This window comes from Brevibacterium atlanticum, assembly GCF_011617245.1.
Taxonomy (GTDB): Bacteria; Actinomycetota; Actinomycetes; order Actinomycetales; family Brevibacteriaceae; genus Brevibacterium; species Brevibacterium atlanticum.
Window position 1 is genome coordinate 2,451,645 of record NZ_CP050152.1, and the last position, 20,015, is coordinate 2,471,659.

The 20,015-nt window shown below is 65.7% G+C and carries 17 protein-coding genes; 7 read left to right on the top strand and 10 right to left on the bottom strand.

Annotated features, from left to right (window positions below; genetic code table 11):
- Positions 1-30: 30 nt before the first annotated feature.
- Positions 31-828: a transposase gene (locus GUY23_RS11000; RefSeq protein ID WP_166972284.1), complete on the top strand. Its 798-nt coding sequence runs from the start codon at positions 31-33 to the stop codon at positions 826-828.
- Between the two features lie 679 nt (positions 829-1,507).
- Here GUY23_RS11000 and acnA read toward each other — a convergent pair.
- Positions 1,508-4,192: an aconitate hydratase AcnA gene (gene acnA, locus GUY23_RS11005; protein WP_166972286.1), complete on the bottom strand. Its 2,685-nt coding sequence runs from the start codon at positions 4,190-4,192 to the stop codon at positions 1,508-1,510.
- 307 nt (positions 4,193-4,499) lie between these two features.
- Between acnA and GUY23_RS11010 the strand changes: the two genes are divergently transcribed.
- Entirely contained in the window at positions 4,500-4,691 is a 192-nt protein-coding gene (locus tag GUY23_RS11010) for a hypothetical protein (protein WP_166972288.1), read from the top strand.
- A gap of 76 nt (positions 4,692-4,767) precedes the next feature.
- Here the strand turns inward: GUY23_RS11010 and GUY23_RS11015 are convergent, their stop codons facing one another.
- Together GUY23_RS11015 and GUY23_RS11020 are read right to left on the bottom strand one after the other, a co-directional pair.
- On the bottom strand, positions 4,768-6,159 hold the full coding sequence (locus GUY23_RS11015) for a class I SAM-dependent RNA methyltransferase (protein ID WP_228282227.1): 1,392 nt from the start codon (positions 6,157-6,159) through the stop codon (positions 4,768-4,770).
- Positions 6,160-6,172: 13 nt separating this feature from the next.
- On the bottom strand, positions 6,173-8,077 hold the full coding sequence (locus GUY23_RS11020) for an APC family permease (RefSeq protein ID WP_208085327.1): 1,905 nt from the start codon (positions 8,075-8,077) through the stop codon (positions 6,173-6,175).
- 137 nt (positions 8,078-8,214) lie between these two features.
- Here GUY23_RS11020 and GUY23_RS11025 point away from each other — a divergent pair, with 137 nt between their 5' ends.
- Complete coding sequence (locus GUY23_RS11025; RefSeq protein ID WP_166972292.1) at positions 8,215-8,889, top strand: potassium channel family protein; 675 nt, start codon at positions 8,215-8,217, stop codon at positions 8,887-8,889.
- Complete coding sequence (locus GUY23_RS11030) at positions 8,886-9,590, top strand: potassium channel family protein (protein ID WP_166972294.1); 705 nt, start codon at positions 8,886-8,888, stop codon at positions 9,588-9,590. Before GUY23_RS11025 ends, GUY23_RS11030 begins: the two co-directional genes overlap by 4 nt.
- Before the next feature lie 11 nt (positions 9,591-9,601).
- Here GUY23_RS11030 and GUY23_RS11035 read toward each other — a convergent pair whose 3' ends face one another.
- From GUY23_RS11035 to dut, 3 genes are read right to left on the bottom strand one after another with little or no spacing between them, the layout of a single operon-like run.
- Complete coding sequence (locus GUY23_RS11035; RefSeq protein ID WP_166972295.1) at positions 9,602-9,979, bottom strand: OB-fold nucleic acid binding domain-containing protein; 378 nt, start codon at positions 9,977-9,979, stop codon at positions 9,602-9,604.
- Positions 9,980-9,985: 6 nt separating this feature from the next.
- Positions 9,986-10,831 carry a DUF3710 domain-containing protein gene (locus GUY23_RS11040; protein ID WP_166972297.1) on the bottom strand — a complete coding sequence of 282 codons (846 nt, stop codon included), beginning with the start codon at positions 10,829-10,831 and terminating at the stop codon, positions 9,986-9,988.
- A 6-nt stretch (positions 10,832-10,837) separates the two neighbouring features.
- Positions 10,838-11,311, bottom strand: a complete 474-nt coding sequence (gene dut, locus GUY23_RS11045; RefSeq protein WP_228282228.1) for a dUTP diphosphatase — start codon at positions 11,309-11,311, stop codon at positions 10,838-10,840.
- Between the two features lie 64 nt (positions 11,312-11,375).
- Between dut and GUY23_RS11050 the strand changes: the two genes are divergently transcribed.
- Positions 11,376-11,855, top strand: a complete 480-nt coding sequence (locus GUY23_RS11050; protein ID WP_166972301.1) for a DUF3093 domain-containing protein — start codon at positions 11,376-11,378, stop codon at positions 11,853-11,855.
- Between the two features lie 142 nt (positions 11,856-11,997).
- On the opposite strand, the gene GUY23_RS11055 is transcribed toward GUY23_RS11050, so the two are convergent.
- Entirely contained in the window at positions 11,998-12,297 is a 300-nt protein-coding gene (locus tag GUY23_RS11055; RefSeq protein ID WP_166972303.1) for a DUF4193 domain-containing protein, read from the bottom strand.
- A 285-nt stretch (positions 12,298-12,582) separates the two neighbouring features.
- On the opposite strand from GUY23_RS11055, the gene GUY23_RS11060 reads away from it, so the two are divergent.
- On the top strand, positions 12,583-12,810 hold the full coding sequence (locus tag GUY23_RS11060) for a hypothetical protein (protein WP_166972305.1): 228 nt from the start codon (positions 12,583-12,585) through the stop codon (positions 12,808-12,810).
- A 187-nt stretch (positions 12,811-12,997) separates the two neighbouring features.
- Here GUY23_RS11060 and GUY23_RS11065 read toward each other — a convergent pair whose 3' ends face one another.
- Complete coding sequence (locus GUY23_RS11065) at positions 12,998-14,104, bottom strand: ferrochelatase (RefSeq protein ID WP_166972307.1); 1,107 nt, start codon at positions 14,102-14,104, stop codon at positions 12,998-13,000.
- A gap of 334 nt (positions 14,105-14,438) precedes the next feature.
- Here GUY23_RS11065 and sepH point away from each other — a divergent pair, with 334 nt between their 5' ends.
- Positions 14,439-15,563: a septation protein SepH gene (sepH, locus tag GUY23_RS11070; RefSeq protein WP_166972309.1), complete on the top strand. Its 1,125-nt coding sequence runs from the start codon at positions 14,439-14,441 to the stop codon at positions 15,561-15,563.
- Here sepH and cydC read toward each other — a convergent pair.
- Both cydC and cydB read right to left on the bottom strand, forming a co-directional pair.
- On the bottom strand, positions 15,538-18,987 hold the full coding sequence (cydC, locus tag GUY23_RS11075; protein ID WP_166972311.1) for a thiol reductant ABC exporter subunit CydC: 3,450 nt from the start codon (positions 18,985-18,987) through the stop codon (positions 15,538-15,540). The two genes, sepH and cydC, sit on opposite strands and share 26 nt — an antisense overlap.
- Entirely contained in the window at positions 18,984-20,006 is a 1,023-nt protein-coding gene (cydB, locus tag GUY23_RS11080) for a cytochrome d ubiquinol oxidase subunit II (protein WP_166972313.1), read from the bottom strand. Before cydB ends, cydC begins: the two co-directional genes overlap by 4 nt.
- Positions 20,007-20,015: the final 9 nt, after the last annotated feature.

Consider the following 20,015-nt stretch of genomic DNA (forward strand, 5'->3'; position numbering starts at 1 on the left):
GTGAAGTCAACCAAACGTTCAGCAGTCCCGTTGGAGAAGTTCCTGGAGTCGACCGGTATCAAGCTTTCAGCATCTGTTTCGGATCTTATGGGGGTTTCCTCACTGGCTATGCTCGATGCACTCATCACCGGAGAGCGTGACCCAGACCGCCTGGCCGAACTGGCCAAGGGTGCCATGCGCAATCGTATTCCCGAACTCGTCGAGGCGCTGACCGGCCGATTCACCGAACATCACGCGTTCATCTGCCGGATGCATCTGGACCGGATTGACTCGATCACCGAGTGGGTCGAGCAACTCACCAACCGAATCGAGGGGGCGATGGAACCGTTTCGTGTTGTCCGAGACCACTTGATCACGATTCCCGGGGTGTCGGTGAAGGTCGCCGATGTGATCGTGGCCGAAACCAGGGCGGATATGTCGCGGTTTGAGTCACCAGGTCGATTGGCATCATGGGCTGGGGTGTGTCCGGGTTCGAATGAGTCGGCTGGTCGAGTGAAGTCCACCCGAACGAGACCGGGAACCCGGTACCTCAAGGGAGCGCTCGGTGTCGCGGCGCTTTCGATCGCCCGTCACCCGTCGGGCACGTATTTGGGCGTCCGCCACAAGCGGATCATTGCGCGTCGGGGAAAATTGAAGGCTGTGGTTGCTACTGAGCATTCGATACTGACCGCGGTGTGGCACATGCTCGCAAACGGAGTCATCTATGACGATCCCGGGGCCGACTTCTTTGCTGCCCGCAGGAATCCTGACCGTGAAAAGACCAATGCGCTTAATCGTTTGCGTTCGTTGGGCTACGACGTGACGTTGACTCCGGTGGAGGCTGCCTGACCAATTCTACTTTCGTACTAGTAGCCCCATCATCCGTCAGGATGGAAAGGGGTCGCTGGCCTGACCAATGGTGGGGCTACTTAGAAGGTTACGGGCAACCGGTCTCATCGGCTGTAGACCTCTCGACGATGCCGGACCGCCGCCACGACGTCGAGCAGCCTATAGTCCTGGACACCCCCGAAAAAGACTGTTACCCCGGGAGTCCGAGCCTTGAAGTTCGAATAGTCACCGGGGCATTACATGATCCAGGCTAGGCGATTCAGACATCGGCTTCAATCGCAGGGCCACACCGTGGACCTTATTTGCCGCGCATAATTGCGAAAGTGCAGATCGTCGGCTGCTCAACCAGGGCCGGCAACGCTTCGGCTTAAGCGACGGAAGAAATCGTCCGTGCCTCGATCTGCAGGGCATTCTCGCCGAAAGCGCGTTTCAATGGATCGTTCGGTCAGCTCGCTTGACTCCCGAGTTGACTGTGTGCACTCTAGTCGTCCCGCAACAGCATCTCAGACCGGCTGACTTAGTGGAACTGGTTCGCGCCACGGGAGCTAAGGCCTCGTGCGGCATGGGCATACATGCGCCCCGTCAGGCAGAAGCCTGACGGGGCGCATGTATGAGATGCTGAACCAAGACACGTCGGGCGTGTCAGGTGCTAGATCGCCTCGTATCCGAGCCGATCAGATCAACTATCGGCAAGTTGGCGAAGCACGTACTGCAGGATGCCGCCGTTGCGGTAGTAGTCGGCTTCACCCGGTGTGTCGATGCGGACCACAGCGTCGAATTCGACGGTCGTGCCGTCTTCCTTCTCAGCGGTGACCTTGACGGTCTTCGGCGTGGTGCCCTCGTTGAGTTCCGTGATGCCTTCGATGGAGAAGGTCTCGGTGCCGTCGAGTCCGAGTGACTCGGCCGATTCGCCGACGGGGAACTGCAGCGGCAGAACGCCCATGCCGATGAGGTTCGAGCGGTGGATGCGCTCGAAGCTCTCGGTGATGACGGCGCCGACTCCAAGCAGCTTGGTGCCCTTGGCGGCCCAGTCACGCGAGGATCCCGAACCGTACTCCTTGCCACCGAGGACGACCAGCGGGATGCCGGCTGCCTGGTAGTTCTGGGAGGCATCGTAGATCGTCGTCTGCGGTCCGCCTTCGATGGTGAAGTCGCGGGTGAAGCCACCCTGGACTCCGTCGAGGAGCTGGTTCTGCAGACGGATGTTCGCGAACGTTCCGCGGATCATGACCTCGTGGTTGCCGCGGCGCGAGCCGTAGGAGTTGAAGTCCTTGCGCTCGACACCGTGCTCGACGAGGTACTTGCCGGCCGGAGTGTCGGCCTTGAAGGAACCTGCAGGCGAGATGTGGTCGGTGGTCACCGAGTCGCCGAGCTTCGCGAGCACGCGCGCACCCTTGATGTCCGTGACGGCTTCGGGCTTGAGGCCCATGCCGTCGAAGAAGGTGGGCTTGCGCACGTAGGTCGACTTGTCGTCCCACTCGAAGACCTTGCCCTCGGGGGTGTCGAGCTGCTGCCAGCGCTCGTCACCATCGAAGATCCGGCCGTATTCGTTGTCGAACATCTCGGTCGAGATCGAATCGGCGATGACCGACTCGACCTCTTCAGGCGAGGGCCACAGGTCGGCCAGGTAGACGTCGACACCCTCGGAGTCCTTGCCCAGAGGCTGGTTCTCGAAGTCGAAGTCCATGGTTCCGGCCAGCGCGTAGGCGATGACCAGCGGAGGCGACGCGAGGTAGTTCATCTTCACATCGGGGCTGATGCGGCCCTCGAAGTTGCGGTTGCCCGACAGGACGGCGGTGACCGAGAGGTCGTTGTCCTGGATGCTGTTCGAGATCTCGGTGTCCAGCGGGCCCGAGTTGCCGATGCAGGTCGTGCAGCCGTAGCCGACGATGTAGAAGTTCAGCGCCTCGAGGTCCTCGATGAGGCCGGCCTTGTTGTAGTAGTCGGTGACGACCTTCGAACCCGGTGCGATCGACGTCTTGACCCACGGCTTGGAGTTGAGCCCGCGCTTGCGGGCGTTGCGGGCCAGCAGGCCGGCGGCCATCATCACCGACGGGTTCGAGGTGTTCGTGCACGAGGTGATCGAAGCGATCGCCACGGCTCCGTTGGCCAGCTCGAAGTTGCGGCCGTCGGCGGTGCTGACCTCGGCGGACTTGTTCTCTTCGCCGGGTGCGGCGTAGTTGTGGATGTCCTTGGCGAACTGGCTCTTGGCGTCGGAGAGTTCGATGCGGTCCTGCGGACGCTTCGGTCCGGAGATCGAGGGGACCACGGTCGACAGGTCGAGTTCGAGGTACTCGGAGTACTCGACCTCGTTGTTCGGATCGTGCCACAGGCCCTGGGTCTTCGCGTAGTCCTCGACGAGCTGGATCTGCTCTTCCGAGCGTCCCGTGAGCTTGAGGTAGTCGATGGTGACGTCGTCGATCGGGAAGATCGCGGCGGTCGAACCGAACTCGGGGCTCATGTTGCCGATGGTGGCGCGGTTGGCCAGCGGCACCTCGGCGACGCCCTTGCCGTAGAACTCGACGAACTTGCCGACGGCGCCGTGCTGGCGGAGCATGTCGGTGATCGTGAGCACGACGTCCGTGGCCGTCACTCCCGAGGGGATCTCGCCGGTCAGCTTGAAGCCGACGACGCGCGGGATGAGCATCGACACGGGCTGGCCGAGCATGGCCGCCTCTGCCTCGATGCCGCCGACGCCCCAACCGAGCACACCGAGGCCGTTGACCATGGTGGTGTGCGAGTCGGTGCCGACGAGGGTGTCCGGGTAGGCGCGGAGCACTCCGTCGACCTCACGCGGCATGACCACGCGGGCGAGGTGCTCGATGTTGACCTGGTGGACGATGCCCATGCCCGGGGGCACGACCTTGAAGTCCTCGAACGCGGTCTGGCCCCAGCGCAGGAACTGGTAGCGCTCACCGTTGCGCTGGTATTCGATGTCCATGTTCAGTTCGACGGCGTCGGCGGTGCCGAAGCGGTCGATCTGCACCGAATGGTCGATGACCAGCTCGGCCGGAGCCAGCGGGTTGACCTGATCCGGGCTGCCGCCGAGCTCGACGACCTTCTCGCGCATCGTGGCGAGGTCGACGATGCAGGGCACACCGGTGAAGTCCTGCATCACCACACGGGCCGGGGTGAACTGGATCTCCGTGTTGGGTTCGGCACTGGGATCCCACCTGCCGAGCGCCTTGATGTGCTCCTCGGTGATGTTCGCGCCGTCTTCCGTGCGCAGCAGGTTCTCCAACAGCACCTTGAGGCTGAAGGGAAGCTTTTCCGACCCTGGAACCGTGTCCAGACGATAGATCTCATAGTCCTTATCGCCCACGGTCAGGGTGCTCTTCGATTTGAACGTATCGACGTTGCTCATCGTGATTCTCCTGTTTCATCCGATACTCATCCGGGAAACCGGGGCATGCCCTTGCGCCGCGCACCGATTTACGCGACACATATGTTTCCAAAAGTATCTTGACGTCAAGATAAATTCTATCGCATCCGCAGTGCTTTGACCACCGGGCGACACGGTGGGTCGAAAGCACCGGAGGGGGTTTTCCTCCGCCGTGAATCCGGCGATCACCAGGGACTGGGGTACCCGCCGGTTCCTAGTCTGGAATCAGTATCGACAGCACCGCCGAACGCGGCGGTCATCACCGGGAAATCATCACCGAGGAGACCTCATGGACCCGTTCACGCTCGGCGCCGGATTCGGCTTCGGCGCACTGCTCGTCGGCGTCATCTTCGCCGTCATCTGCAATTCGTTCGCCAAGGAGAAGGGCCGGTCCGCCGGTTGGTGGGGCTTGTGGGGGTTCCTCACGACGTTCATCGCCCTCATCGCGCTCGTCCTCCTCCCCCGCAAGACCCGAGTCTGAGCTGTCCGTCCCGGCCCGCGCGGAGGCGGTGCGGTCATGGTCCGTCACCCTCGCCGAGGCGCCCCGGGCCCGGTCCTCACCGTCTGAGGACGGTGACCGACTCGAGATGCGCAGTGAGCGGGAAGAGATCGTGGCCGGTGAGGCTCTCGATCTCGAATCCCCCGGCCGTGAGCAGGTCGAGGTCACGTGCCAGGGTGGCCGGGTCGCACGAGACGTAGATGAGCGTGCGGGCCTGCGATCCGATGAGCGCTGAGGTGACCGCCTTTCCCGCGCCGGCTCGCGGCGGGTCGAGGATGATGACGTCCGAATCGGGCAGGCGGGTGCGATCGACACTGCGGGCGAGGAACCGGGCATCGAGTTCCCCGGCATTGGCTCGGGCGTGCTCGATCGCGGTGTCCACGCCTTCGACTCCGAACAGCGGCGCCCCGGTCGCCCGTGCCGCACCGATGCCGAGCAGTCCGACTCCGCAGTAGAGGTCGGTGATCGATTCGACGCGGTCCGGCAGGGCGGAGATGACCGCGCTGCTGAGCAGTTCGGCGGCGCTCCGGTGAACCTGCCAGAAGCCGTCGGCGCCCACCGTGAAGTCGTGATCGGCGACCGTTTCGGTCAGGGTGCGGCTGCCGCGGATGACCCGCAGTTCGGCGGGCCCGGGAGCGGCGTGTCCACGGCCCTTCCCACGCGCACCTCGACCTCGGTGCGTTCTCACGCTTCGTCCGGACGTCCGGTCACCGCTGCCCCGGTCGTTGCCGGACTCACAGCCGACTGCCTCGGTGAGCAGTGAGAACGACTCGGGAAGCCAGTTCTCGAGCGTCTCGATGCTCTCATCCGTTGGGGTGCCGCGGACGATGAGCGCCCCGTGGTCTCCGGCCCAGGCGAATTCGAGGCGGCGCACCCCGGGCAGACGCAGCGACGCGAGGTCGAGGTCGTGCAGCGCGCCCGCAGCCAGCGGCGGGGTCGCCACGGGGACGACATCGTGGGACCGCGGTGCGAGCATGCCGACCCGACCGTCGGAGTCCACGGCCAGCTGCACGCGGGTGCGCCAATCGGTTCCGTCGGTCTCCCCCGGTGCGGGCCGGACCTCGACGCTGCGGTCGATGTGCCCGATGCGGGTCAGCTGATCGGCGAGCACCTCGGCTTTGAGCTCGCGGGAGTGCGCCAGATCGACGTGTGCGAATTCCATCCCACCGAACCCGGTCCCGCCGCTCCGGTCGTTCGCGGACACGTCTGTCGCGTATGCGGCACGGCGGTCGGGCACCCTGTGTGCCGAGGCCTCGAGGACGTCGACCGCCTCGGCGCGGAGGAATCTCCCGGCCGGACCCGCCTCGGTGACGGCTCGGACCCTCTCTCCGGGAAGTGCACCCGAGACGAAGACGACCTGACCGTCATGCCGGGCGATGGACGTCCCTCCTGCCGCCGGGGATTCGAGGTCGAGGGTGAGCTCCCGGGCGGGGACCATGGTGTCGCTCATTGGGCGTCTCTCCCTATCTGTACAGCGCGGTGTCGGTATCGGGCCCGTCTCCCCCGTACTGCCGGGAGAAGGATTTCAGCCGCCACGGCACGGAGACCACGACGACGTTGGGGACGAGCAGCAGTCGGGTGCGCAGCTTGAGCGCCACTTGGTTGTGCAGGAGGTGTTCCCACCAGCGGCCGACGACGAACTGCGGGATGTAGACGATGACGAGATCCCTGGGTGAGCGCTGGCGGATGGCGAGGATGTGGGCGAGCATCGGACGGACGAGTTCGCGGTAGGGAGAGGCGAGCACCGTCAGCGGCACCGGCAGCTCCATCTCGTTCCACTTCTTCTGCAGCGCCGCTGCGGCCTCCTCGTCCACGGACACGGTGACGGCCTCGAGCTGGCTCGACCGAGTGACGCGGGCGTACGACAGCGCCCTCATCGTGGGTTTGTCGATCTCTGCGACGACGACGATGGCGTGGGTGTTCGACGGGATCGTCCGCGAGTTCACATCCTTGTCCGGCGCGAGTTCCCTGGCCACTCGGCCGTAGTGGCGGTGGATGGTGCCCATGACCAGGTAGAGACCGGCCATGGCGACCACTGCCAGCCAGGCTCCGGCGAGGAACTTCGAGACGATGACGACGATGAGCACCCCGGCGGCGAGCCCGCAGCCGACGCCGTTGACGATGCGGTTGATGTGCATCCGCAGCCGTGTCTTCGAGTCGATGACCAGGCGCAGACGCTTCGTCCAGTGCAGGACCATTCCGGCCTGGCCGAGGACGAAGCTCGCGAAGACTCCGACGAGGTAGAGCTGGATGAGGGCGGTCGCCGAGGCGGAGGTGGCGATGACGAGCACGATCGCTGCGGCTGCCAGCAGGAGGATGCCGTTGGAGAACGTCAGCCGATCGCCCTTCGTGGCCAGCTGCTTGGGCAGGAATTCGTCGCGGGCCAGCCGAGAGGCCAGTCCGGGGAAGCCTTCGACCGCGGTGTTCGCGGCGACGATGAGCACGAGCGCGGTGATGAGGACGACGATGTAGAACATCACCGGGGCGTTGTCGAAGGTCGCATGGGCCAGCTGCGCGAGCACCGGTTCCTGCTCGTACTCCGCACTGATCGGGCTGCCGTCGCCGCGGACGAGGTAGATGTGCGGGTCGTCGACGTATTTGATGCCGGTGACCGAGGCGAGGTAGGTCAGTCCCGTGAGCATGAGGGCGGCAAGCAGACCGGAGAGCAGCAGGGTGTTGCCCGCATTCTTCCCGCGCGGCTTCTTGAACGCCGGCACAGCCGTGGCCACCGTCTGGACGCCGGCCAATGCGACGGATCCCGAGGAGAAGGCCCGCAGTACGATGAGGACCGTGGCCAGTCCCAGCGTCGCCTCATCGCCGATGCCGCTGTGCACGATCGTGTAGTCGGCGGTCTGAGCGTGCGGGGTGTCACCGACGCCGACCCGGATGAGACCGACGCACATGGTGAGGAAGACGGCGCCCAGGAACAGGTAGGTCGGCACGGCCAGCAGCACGGGCGTCGCCCGCGAGCCGCGCAGACCGGCCAGAGAGATGACGAGGATGCCGACGATGGCCACCGGCACCCGATAGGGCGCAAGCGTCGGAAACGCCGTGGTGATGTAGGCGGCGAAGACGGTCATCGACACGGCCAGCGTGAGCACATAGTCGACCAGCAGAGCCGCTGCGACGACGAGCCCGGCATTGGAGCCGAGGTTCTTCGACGCCACCTCGTAGTCTCCCCCGCCGGATGGGTAGGCCCGGACGTTGATGCGGTAGCAGGCGACGATGACGAGGATGACGATGCCGACGGCCACACCGATCCAGGGGGCGACGGTCAGCGCCACGAGCGAGGTCAGTGAGAGTGCGAGCAGGATCTCATCCGGAGCGTAGGCCACCGATGAGAGCATGTCGGAGGCGAAGACGGGCATCGCGATGCGCTTCCTCAGCGCCGGCGCACGCCTGTCCTCACTGCGGAAGGGCCGTCCAACGAGTAGTCTTTTGACGGCATCAGAAAAACTGCTGGCCACGGCAACCAATGGTAGATCACTGCGGAGAGGAAAACCCCATGCACTTCGTGATTATGGGCTGCGGTCGCGTCGGGGCCTCCCTGGCCAAAGCCCTCGATGCGAATGGGCACTCCGTCGCCGTCGTCGACCGGGATCCGGACGCGTTCCTCAAACTCGGTCGCGATTTCAGCGGGTCGACGATCACCGGGGTCGGTTTCGACCGGGAGACGCTCTCTCAGGCGAAGACCGCCGACGCATTCGCCTTCGCAGCTGTCTCCAGCGGTGACAACTCGAACATCCTCGCCGCGCGTGTCGCTCGTGAGACCTTCGGTGTGAGCAATGTCGCCGCCCGCATCTACGATCCCAATCGAGCGCAGGTGTTCGAACGCCTCGGCATTCCCACCGTGCCCACCGTGCGGTGGACGGCCGAGCAGGTGATGCGCAAACTCGTCCCGCAGGGGTCGATCACCGAATACCGGGAGCCCTCGGGCAACCTCGTGCTCGCCGAGGTGCACCTCGATCCCGGGTGGGTGGCCCGACCGATCAAGGACGTCGAGTCGAGGACCAAGGCCCGCGTCGCCTACGTCACCAGGCTGTCGGAGGGCATCGTCGCCCACGACGACCTGCTCCTCCAGGACGGGGACCTCGTCCATCTCATGTGTCCGGTCGACCGCCTCGGCGAGATCGAACGGATCCTCGATCAGCCCGTGCGAACCGTGGAGGAAGAAGAATGAGGGTCGTCATCGCCGGAGCCGGCTCCGTGGGCCGATCGGTGGCCAGGGAGTTGCTCGACAAGGGCCATTCGGTGCTGCTCATCGATCAGAACAAGGATGCGCTCGGGCATGAGCGCATTCCCGGCGCCGAATGGCTGCTCTCCGACGCCTGCGAGCTCGAGGGACTCGCCGAGGCGGGGCTCGAGGAGGCCGATGTCGTCGTCGCCGCGACCGGAGACGACAAGACCAATCTCGTCCTGTCCCTGCTGGCGAAGACCGAATTCGGGGTGCCGCGGACCGTGTCCCGCGTGAACAACCCGAAGAACGAATGGCTCTTCGACGACAACTGGGGTGTCGACGTCGCAGTGTCGACCCCGCGCCTGATGACCGCCCTGGTCGAGGAGGCCGTGGAGGTCGGCGGGCTCGTGCACCTCATGAGCTTCGAACGCGGCCAGGCGGGGCTGCTGGAATTCACCGTGCACGAGAATGCCGACCTCGTCGCCGAGCGCGTCGGCGGCATCGCGTTCCCGCTGGATACGGTGCTGGTGGCGATCATCCGCAATTCCCGGGCCTTCGCCCCGAGCACCGATGACGTCATCGAAGCCGGCGACGAACTGTTCTTCCTGTCGTCGCCCGATCAGGAGAACGCCCTGCTGGCGCTGCTGCAGGTGTCCTCAGGTACCGATGAGACCTCGGACGACGACGGGGCCGACGCAAACTGAGGGCGGCTCTGTCAGTCCTCGGTGTCGTCTTTCGTCTGCAGCAGTTCGTAGACGGGATTGTGCGCCGTGAGCACTCCGTCGCTGCCGCAGAACCGACCTTCGAGGACGATGAGGGCACCGGGACGGATGCCGCTGATCTCCCGCCGGCCGAGGAACTGCGCCCGGGCTTCGCCGGTGCCGTCGGCCACGGTGATGTCGAGCCTGGGGCTGTCATCGGAACATGAGCGGGTCGTCGAGGAGACGACTCCGGCGATGCGTGAGGCCTTCCGGGCCTCGAGCGATTCGACCGGGATGACTCCGGGCACCTGAGAGACGAGGCGCAGATCGGCGCGCGCTTCGGCATCGCGGGAGCCGAAGTCACGGACCAGGCGGGTGATGAGATCGAGCATCGTTCGTCAGCGGATCTCTGTGATCTCGGGGCCGCGCTCGAAGGGGTTGAGCTCGTCCTCGTCCGATGTCTCCTCGTCGTTGTCGCTGTCGACCTGCGGGGCGGTGAGCGCGATGAGCTCTCGCGGCGCCATGGCCTCCTGACCGCGGTCGACGACGACGCCGCGGAAGAGAGCGGAGAGTTCGGCGCGGACCTCGTCATCGGTCACGGCTTTGCCGGAGAACACGGCACGGACGAACCAGCGGGGTCCGTCGATGCCGGCGAAGCGCATGGCCCGCTTGCCCGGGCGGCCGGATTCGGTCTTCGCCGGGACCTCGATGGCCAGTTCTTTGCCCAGCGACGTGTGCAGTTCGCTCGCTTCGCCGCCCTGCTTGTCCACCGATTCGGTCAGCTGCCGGCGCACGGTGTTCCACAGCCCTTCCGAGCGCGGGGTCGCAAACGCCTGCAGCTGGATACCGCCGCCTTCGTGGATGAGGGTCACGGCCAGCACACGTTCGGAGTCGTCGTCAGTATCAAGCCTCACCTGCATGCCGTCGACGACGGGAACCTTGAGGGCGCCGAGGTCGAGTCGGTCGTGTTCGGGGTAGTCCTCGGAGATGTCGAACGGACCCTTCTCGGACCGGTCGAAGGGTGCGGACTTCTCGAGCAGCGCGTCTTCGTCGTCGAGCTCGCCCTCCGAGTCCTCCTCGTCGGTCGCCTCCGCATCGGACTCGGCGTCGCTCGTTTCGTCGTCGGCCTCGTCACGGTCGGCCGCCTCGGCGACGGTGTCCTCATCGCCTGTGAATTCGTCGTCGGTGACGACGTCGTCATCGGTGTGCGGGGTGGATTTCCTGAATTTGGAGAACAGTCCCATGAGTCCTCACTTCTCCTTGTCGCTGAGGCCGGCGTCGATACCGCCGGTGGATCCGAATCCGCCGGATCCGCGGTCGCTGTCGTCAAGCGATTCGACGACGGTGAAGTCGGCGTGCGCGATCCGTTGGATCACGAGTTGGGCGATGCGGTCTCCGCGGGCGATGCGCACCGGGGTCTTCGCATCGAGATTGATCAGCGGCACCTTGATCTCGCCGCGGTAACCGGCGTCGATGGTGCCGGGGGCGTTGACGACGGTGACCCCGTGCTTGCTCGACAGACCTGAGCGGGGGTGGACGAAGGCCGCATACCCTTCGGGCAGCGCGATCGCGATGCCGGTGGGCACCACGTGCCGCTCGAAAGGGTCGAGGACGATATCGATCGTCGAGCGCAGATCAGCTCCGGCGTCGCTCGCGTGGGCGTAGGCAGGGGCGCTGGCGCCCGCGTCGAGGAGCTGCAGGTCGATCTTGAGGGTTTCCGTCACAAAGATGCACTCTAACGCCGAAGCCTGAACGCGGCCAAACTTCTCGCTATGGGACAATGAACCCATGGCAACAACGCAATCGGGGACCAACGCAACAACGCAATCGGGGACCAACGTGGTCTACCAGGAGAAGGTCCGACCCTCGGTCGGCATGTGGATCCTCGTCGTGGTGGCTGCGGCCTCGACGGCGCTCATGGTTCTGCCGGTATGGAAGCTGGGCACGATCATCCTGCCCGTCATCAGCTTCGTCCTCTTCGCCTGGTGGCTGAATTCGCTCACGGTGTCGATCATCGTCACTCAGCGTCAGCTCTTCGTCGGTGAGGCGCACATCGACCGCACGTTCGTTCCCGGTGCCACCGCTTATGACGGGGAGGAGGCCCGTGCCGCCCGCGGCGTCGACCTCGATGCGCGCGCCTTCCTCAAGATCCGCCCGTGGGTGAAGCCGGTCGTCCGCATCGACCTCGACGATGAGAACGACCCCACACCGTACTGGCTGGTCTCCACCCGTCACCCCACGCAGCTGGCAGCCGCCCTCACCCCCTGACCCTCCCCATTTACTACCTGACGGCGGCCCAGCAACCTCGCGCGAGGTTGCTGGGCCGCCGTCAGGTAGTAAATGGGGGCGGAAAGGCGGAACGCGCCGATCGATGTGATCGGCGCGTTCCGTCTGAGGGGATTGAAGCGATTCAGCCTGCACAGTCCGTGCAGATGGGAACACCGCCCTCTTCGCTCGCAAGCTGCGAACGATGGCGGACCAGGAAGCATTCCATGCAGGTGAACTCGTCGTTCTGCTTGGGGAGGACACGAACGGAGAGTTCTTCGTTCGACAGATCCGCACCGGGGAGTTCGAACCCTTCGGCGACCGCTGTCTCGTCCTCATCGATCTTGCTCGCCTGCGCCTGCGAACGCTGAGCCTTCAGCTGCTCGATCGAATCGCTCTTGATCTCATCGTCTTGCTTACGAGGTGCGTCGTAATCTGTTGCCATATGGCCTCATCGCTCTCTGTCCAGGGGGGTGCCGAAGAGGATCGTCGAATCCTCTCGTGGGATGTGTCCCCAGCATTGTGCACTGTATGCTTGCCGTTGGCAAGATGGAACGAGTACCCTATGCGGTGATTCTCGTCACCTGTTTGTCCGCGTATGACGGCCACACATAGAGTTCTCGAAAAGCTCTGCAAGAATACTTGTGATGGACTACACCGCCAGCCAGCCTGCCGGTAGATGACCGGGATCGTCCCCTTCGGGGGTGACCCGAGGAAGGACGGATCCACAATGAGTGAATTCGCAGATCAGCTCGACACCCGAATCGATGATGTCCGTCATCGCATTCACGAGGCCCGGTCCGCCGGTGATGACTTCCTCGTCGAGAATCTCATCGACGACCTGCAGAACCTCATGGAGCTCGCCGGACGCAATGACGTCGACACGGGTCCCATCGCCGAGGTGATCCAGGCCGAGACGGGCGCCCTGCCCGTCATCCCGAGCCCGGAAGAGTCATAAGACCGACGACCGCCTTGCACTCGGCGGCCGACGGCCGCCAGCGGGCACTGAGACCGAAGAACCCTCCCTCACCGATTCGGTGAGGGAGGGTTCTTCGTCTCCGTCCGGGGCAGGCACCCCGGTGCGGATCGCCTGTCTCAGCCGGGCTCAGCTGGCCCGAGCCCGGCCCAGCAGGCCAAGGACCGGTTCAGCTCGCCCAGTTCGGGTGCGTGGCGCGTTCGATCCGGCCGCGGCAGCACTCAATGCTGCAGGCTCCGCTGCCGGGAATGAGTGCCGTCGTGCCGGGCAGCGCCGGTGACTCGACGGCATCTCCGCGCAGCTGAGCGACCCGTTCCTCGACGAGGTCGACGAGACCGGAGACAAATGTCTCATGGGTGCCCACTGTGGCGACGCGGGTGAAGGCGAAGCCGAGCTTCTCGGCGGTCTCCTTGGCTTCGGTGTCGAGGTCGAAGGCGACCTCCATGTGATCGGAGATGAAGCCGATGGGTGCGAGCACGACCCCGGTCACCCCCTCCTCGGCGAGCTCCTCCATCCGATCGTTGACATCGGGTTCGAGCCACGGGACCTCGGGGGAACCCGACCGGGAGCAGAAGACGAGCTCGCACGGCAGACGATCGGCCTCATCAAGACGCTCGACGAGGTGGCCCATGAGCTCCTCGTGCTGAGCGAGGTATCCGTTGGTGGCCACGGCCGAGGCGTCCTGCATGACGTTCGGAATCGAATGGGTGACGAAGAGCAGCCGATGCTTGGACGGATCGAGGTCGCCGACCTGGCTGCGGAAGTCCGCGAGACCGGCTCCGAGACGGTCGGCGCACGCGTCGGCATAGCCCGGGTGGTTATAGAACTGGCGGATCTTGTCGATCTCGACGGTCAGCCCCTCGGCGTCGAGGGTCTCGATCGTCTTCGCGAAGTCTTCGCGGTACTGCCGGCAGGACGAGTACGACGAGTAGGCCGACGTGTCGATCGAGAGGAAGCGGGTCCGCCCCTCCTGCGCCTGCGCCCGCACCTCATCGGTGAGGTAGGGCTCCCAGTTGCGGTTGCCCCAGATCAGCGGAGTGTCGATTCCGCGGCGATCGAGTTCCTCGCGCAGAGCCGCAAGCAGAGCCTTGTTCTGGTCGTTGATCGGAGACTTCCCACCGAACCCGAAGTAGTGCTCACCGACTTCCTCGAGCCGTTCCTCGGGGATCCCGCGGCCGGCGGTGACGTTGCGGAGGAAGGGAACCACTTCTTCTGGAGCCTCCGGTCCTCCGAATGACATGAGGATCAGGGCATCGATCGGTGCAGTCTTATTCACGCTCACGATTTTACAGGCTGTAGAGATACAGGGCCCGTTGTCCGCAGAGTGAGCCTTCGCCACTCACGGTTCGAACTCCGTCCCGCCCGCCGTGCACACGATCCCTGACCCGACCAATCCGCCGCACACAGTCCCCCCCTTCGTGACCGGGCGCGCAACCGATTTCGCAACCGGACTCGCGGCTCCTACGTGGCCGAGTTCACATCGGATGAGCGCGCTCAGTCCGTCGAGGACCGATCCGGCCCGTGATTTCGCGACTCGCGCGGAAATCTGCCCGACTCGCCCTGCCGAACGTGACACGATGCAGAGGAGACGCGATAAAGGAGCTACAGGCATGCGTGAACTGATCTTGAACGGAGTCGACGCGGATGGCACCCATCTGCTGCTGAACGACGAGAACGGGCTTCAGTACCGAGTCGTTCTCGACGACGCTCTCATGGCTGCGGTGCGCAAGGACCGCGCCCACCACAAGTCCGAGACTCCCGTGCGTCCCAAGGACATCCAGGCCATGATCCGCGGGGGCATGGACGCCGAGGAGGTCGTGGCCTCAACGGGTGCCGACATGGAGTATGTGCGCACCTATGAGGGACCGGCGATGGCCGAGCGTTCGCGCACCGCCTACCTCGCCAGCCGGCACCCGATCTACTCCGATCACGATCCCAATGGGGAGCCCACCCCGCTCATCGAACTGTGTCAGCAGCGCCTGGCCATGCGCGACGTCGACATCGAGACGATGGAATGGGACTCCTGGAAGCAGCAGGACGGCAACTGGTATGTCCAGCTCAGCTTCGTCGCAGCCGATCGCGTCCGGACGGCGAGCTGGCACTATTACCGCCGCTCGCTGACCCCGATCGACGATGAGGCTACATGGCTCGCCGATTCGGGTCCGACCGACACGGGTCCGATCCCGAACTACGGCTCCGGGGCCGAAAGGCAGAAGAACACCGAGGAGGTCGATGTCTTCCCGCAGGCCGACTCCGCCGATGGCATCGCCTCCGATCCCCCGGTACGTGCGACCGCCGGTTCGGCTCCCTCCCAGCAGGCACGTGACCACCAGGCCGAGACCGGTCGGATCCTGGAGAACCTGCGCAAACGTCGTCACCATGAGACCGAGGACGAGCCGCGGACACGTCTGCGTGCGGTGACCGAGGATCCCGAGACACACCCGCAGGGCGCTCACACCGCACCCGGACAGCCGGAAGCCGCAACCGATGACGAGGTCTTCGCGTTCGAGGACTCGGCCCAGGAATCGGACGAGCCGCAGGAGCCGACGGAGAAGGTCGGAACCTTCGACGATGACAACCAGCTCTCGCTGCTCAACGAACCGGGCGTCAGCGATCATTCCGATCAGGACAGGGAGTCAGCACCCGCGAAGGATGCGAAGCCGAAGTCGAAGAAGAACTCGCGTGCCTCGATCCCGAGCTGGGACGAGATCATGTTCGGCTCGAAGCGCGACTGACATCGCCGGAGGGTCGACTGTGCGTCGGCCGTTCGCTCCCGAGGTCGACGACAGTATCCTCATCGGCGATGAGGCGGCGGTCATGTGTGACCATGACGACCGTGCGCGAGCGCAGATTCTCCCGCAGATCGCCGATGAGGTGGCCGGCCGTCTCATCGTCGAGGTGGGCGGTGGGTTCGTCGAGGACGATGACGTCGGCTCCCGTGAGCAGCGTCCGGGCCACTGCGAGCCTCTGTCGCTGACCTCCCGATATCTCGGAACCGTGGTCGCCGACCCAGCGTTCGAGGCCGTTCGCATCGGCCCATTCGCTCAGGCCCGCTCCGTGCAGCGCGGAGATCATCTCCTCGTCATCCGGCACGCCCTGCCCCGCCAGTGCAAGGTTCCCGCGGACCGTCGAGCGGAAGATGTGGGCTTCCTGCGGACACCAGGCGATGCGACCGACGAGCTCGGAGGGTGAGGCAGCGAGCATATCGACGTCCTCGCCGCGTTCTGTCCGGGCACTGTAGCGGCCGGCCCAGGGGTCGAGGAAACGCAGCAGCACACTCAGACTCGTCGACTTACCCGTCCCGCTGTCCCCGCACAGAAGGGTCCAGCCGCCGCGTTCGGCGTGCAGATCGAGCCCATCGAGCACGGGTTCGTCGTCCCAGCCCACAGTGATCGACTCGAGGACGAGTTCCTCGATGCCGGGGTCCGTCCCAGGCTCGTGCTCCCCCGTTGCAGAGTCTTTCGCCGAGGTGGCCCTGACCCCGTCACCCCCGACCGCAGCCGAGGCGACCGCAGGCGGCTGCGGCTCTGGAAGACTGTCGAGAGCGGCGGCGAGGGCGGGCATCTGTCGGAAGGCGTCGAGGCCGGAGGCCAACGAATCGCCGAGTCCCACGGCCATGAGCGCCAGCACTGCAGCGATCTCGGTGGGAGCACCCGATGTCAGAGCCACGATGACCGCGGTGGCCGTCGTGCTCAGCTGCAGCCACACCTGTGCGAGTCCGAAGTTGCGGGCCGAAGCGGCCTGCTTGGCTTCGAGGCTCTGCTCATAGTGGGCGAGCAGACCGAGGACGCGGCCGTCGGCACCGTTGATGTGAAGATCGTCCTTCGCATCGAGTGCGCGGGTGAGCAGGGAGAGGATGCGGTTGCGGTCGGTACGGATGCCGCGGGCCAGTCTGGTCTCGGCACGGATGACGATGAGCGGCAGCACGAGGAGATCGGCGACGGCGAGCAGCACGAACCATGGCAGGGAGCCGGGGTCGAGCAGTCCCACGGTGATGCCGACGCCGAGGACGACCATGGCCGAGACGATCGGCGGGAACAGGGTCCGGGGCACGAGGTCGCGCACGTCATCGGCGTCGGCGACCATGGCCCGCAGTGCGGAGTCCGAAGTGAGCAGCTTCCTATCGCTCATGCCCACGCGTTCGAAGTGCTCCCACAGGCTCGCGCGCAGCCGGGTCAGGGCGGAGAAGATCGCCGAATGGAGTCGCAGCCGGCTGACGTAGAGCAGCACAGATCGGCTCAGTCCGAAGAATCGCACACCGACGATGGCGACGAGGAGCAGCATGATCGGCGGCTGGTAGGAGGCTTCGACGATGAGCCAACCGGAGACGGCGGTCAGTGCGATCGCGGCGAGGCCGGAGGCGCAGGCGGTGAGGGCGGCGATGAGCATCGCGGGAGTGAACAGCGGCAGGCTCTGCGTAAGTATCCCCCACCGTCGGCGGAGTGCTGCGGTCCGCGACTCCGTCGACGCTTCGTTGGTCGACGGGTCGTCCCACATCACGGCTCCACCGGGCAGCCGCGCGGGCTCCGATGACAGATCTGTTCTGACCGACGGATCCCCTACGGCGGTGGCGAGTTCATCGCCCGGGACTGCCGGCGCTCCCGCGGCACCATCGCTGACGATGCCCAGGGTCTTCTCGGGTCGGATCTCGGTATCAGCCAGGGCCCGAACCCGGTCGTCGTGGCTGGCGAGGATGACACGGTGGGTGGCGGCCGCCTCGGCGATCAGGTCGATGATGAGGTCGGCATTGTCCTCATCGAGGTGGGCTGTGGGCTCGTCGAGGACGAGCACGTCGGTTCCCTCGCCGAGGCGGTGCATCACCCGCACGATCGCGAGCCGGCGCTGTTGGCCGGGGCTGAGCGCGGCCGTCGACGACTGCGGATCAGTGGGCAGTCCGGCGGCCGCCAGAGCTCGCCTGGCCGGTTCGGGCGCGAGCCCGAAGACAGCGAGTTCGGCACCGATGGTGGAGGCGAACATGCGCGGGGTCTGAGGGACGAACGCCGCAGCCACGGGTGCGATGTTCGTGCGGGCCGCGGCCGGCAGCCCGCCGACGAGGGCGGCCAGCACCGTCGATTTCCCGGCCCCGGAGCGACCGCTGATCGTCGTCACTCCGGGTCGGGTGTCGATGGTCCCGGTCCACGAGATGACGGTGCCGTCACCATAGGTCACGTGGCCGGCTCCGGCGTCGGCCCGGGTCTCCCCCGCCTCGACTCCGGCCCTTACCTCGACCCCGGCCCCGGTCTCTGCTGCGCGCAGCAGCTCCTGCGCGCGGGTCCGGGCCTCGCGACCGTTCTCGCTCGCATGGTAGCCGGCACCGAGTTCGCGCAGCGGGATGAAGCATTCGGGGGCGATGAGGAGGACGAAGAGTCCCGCGCTGAGATCCATGGACCCGTTGACCAGGCGCAGACCGATGACCACGGCCACGAGGGCGACGGAGATGGTGGCGATGAGTTCGAGGGCGAGGCTCGAGAGGAAGGCCACCCGCAGGGTCGCCAGATTCGCCTGGTGGTAGCGTTCGCCGAGTTCGCGCAGCCGCCGGGCATGATCGCGCGAGCGACCGAGGCCGATGAGCACGGGCAGACCCTCGGCGAGCTCGGCCAGATGGTCCGACAACCGCTCGAGGGCCTTGACGGTCCGCGACGTCGCTTCGGCGGTGTATCGGCCGATGAGCACCATGAACAGCGGGATCAGCGGCAGGCAGGCCGCGATGATGACCGCGGAGAGCAGATCGCTGTACACGATCCGCACGAGCAGCACGATCGGCACCACGGCGGTGGCGATGAGCGCAGGGACGACGGTGGTGAAGTAATCGTCGAGGTCGTCGATGCCCCGGGTGACGGTCACCGCCGTGCTCGTCCGCGGCCGGCCGCGTCCGCTCAGCAGTGCCGACAGGATCCCCGAGCGCAGTCCGCGTTTGGACTCGGCGGCCAGGGACACGCCGAGGCGGCGGTCGAGCCACAGACCACCGCCGCGCAGGACCGCACCGAGGAGCCCGAGGCCGATCCACAGACCGGGGGCACTGTGGCCGACGATCGCGCGCGCGACCGCCTCGGCGATGAGGACGATCCCCACCGAACGGGCCAGCGCACCGAACACCGACAGCGCGAACCCCCGCCGACCGTGGGGCAGCTCGAGCAGGATCGACAGGGGCGAGCTCACGAACGGATCGCCACCGGAACCTTGTGGGCCTCCGGGATGTGGGTCTCGGCGATGCGGCCGAGGAACATCCGGTAGCTGAAGATCTGGTAGGCGATGATCACCGGCAGGATGACTACGGTGACGATGAGCATCACGGTCAGCGTGTAGTCCGACGACGACGCGGTCGTGATCGTCAGCGAATCCGCCGGGTCGAGCGTCGAGGGCAGCACATTCGGGAAGGCGCCGGCGAAGACCGATCCCAGTCCCGCGACGAGGTAGATCCCGTGGAGAGCGAAGGCCCGCTTCTCTGCTCCGGCGCGCACCGCGAGGAAGGCGCCGATGAGTGCGATGACCGCGACGAGGACCGGGACGACGAGCCAGGTGCGGTGGGTGATCGACAGGGCGAACCAGATGAGGAACGGCACCGCGGCTGGCAGCATGATCCGCCCAGCCCAGGATCGCGCTCGGGCGCGGATGTCGCCTTCGGTCTTGAGCCCGAGGAAGACGAGGCCGTGGACGAGTCCGTAGCCGAGCCCGCCCAGTCCGCCGAGCAGCGCCGGCCACGACGCCCAGGCGAAGGGGCCGCCGACGATGTCGCCGTGCGAGTTGAGCGGCAGGCCGAGTGTCGTGATCGCGAGCATCGCGCCGACGCAGAAGGCGGTGCCGGCGGAGCCGATCGCCATCGCCCACGTCCAGAAGGACTTCCAGGCCTGAGTGTGTCCCTTGCCCCGGTACTCGATCGATACGGCGCGGAAGATGAGGAACAGCAGGCACAGGGTCAGTGGGATGTAGAGGGCGGAGAAGAGCGAGGCGTACCAGTGCGGGAAGGCGGCGAACATCGCCCCCGCGGCGGTGATCAGCCACACCTCGTTGCCGTCCCAGACGGGTCCGATCGTATTGAGCAGGACCCGTTTGCCGCGTTCGCTGCGGGTCAGGAACGGCAGCAGCATGCCCACGCCCAGGTCGAAGCCGTCGAGGAACAGGTATCCCATCCACAGCACGACGATGAGGACGAACCAGATCGTGGCGAGAATTTCCATCGTGAGACT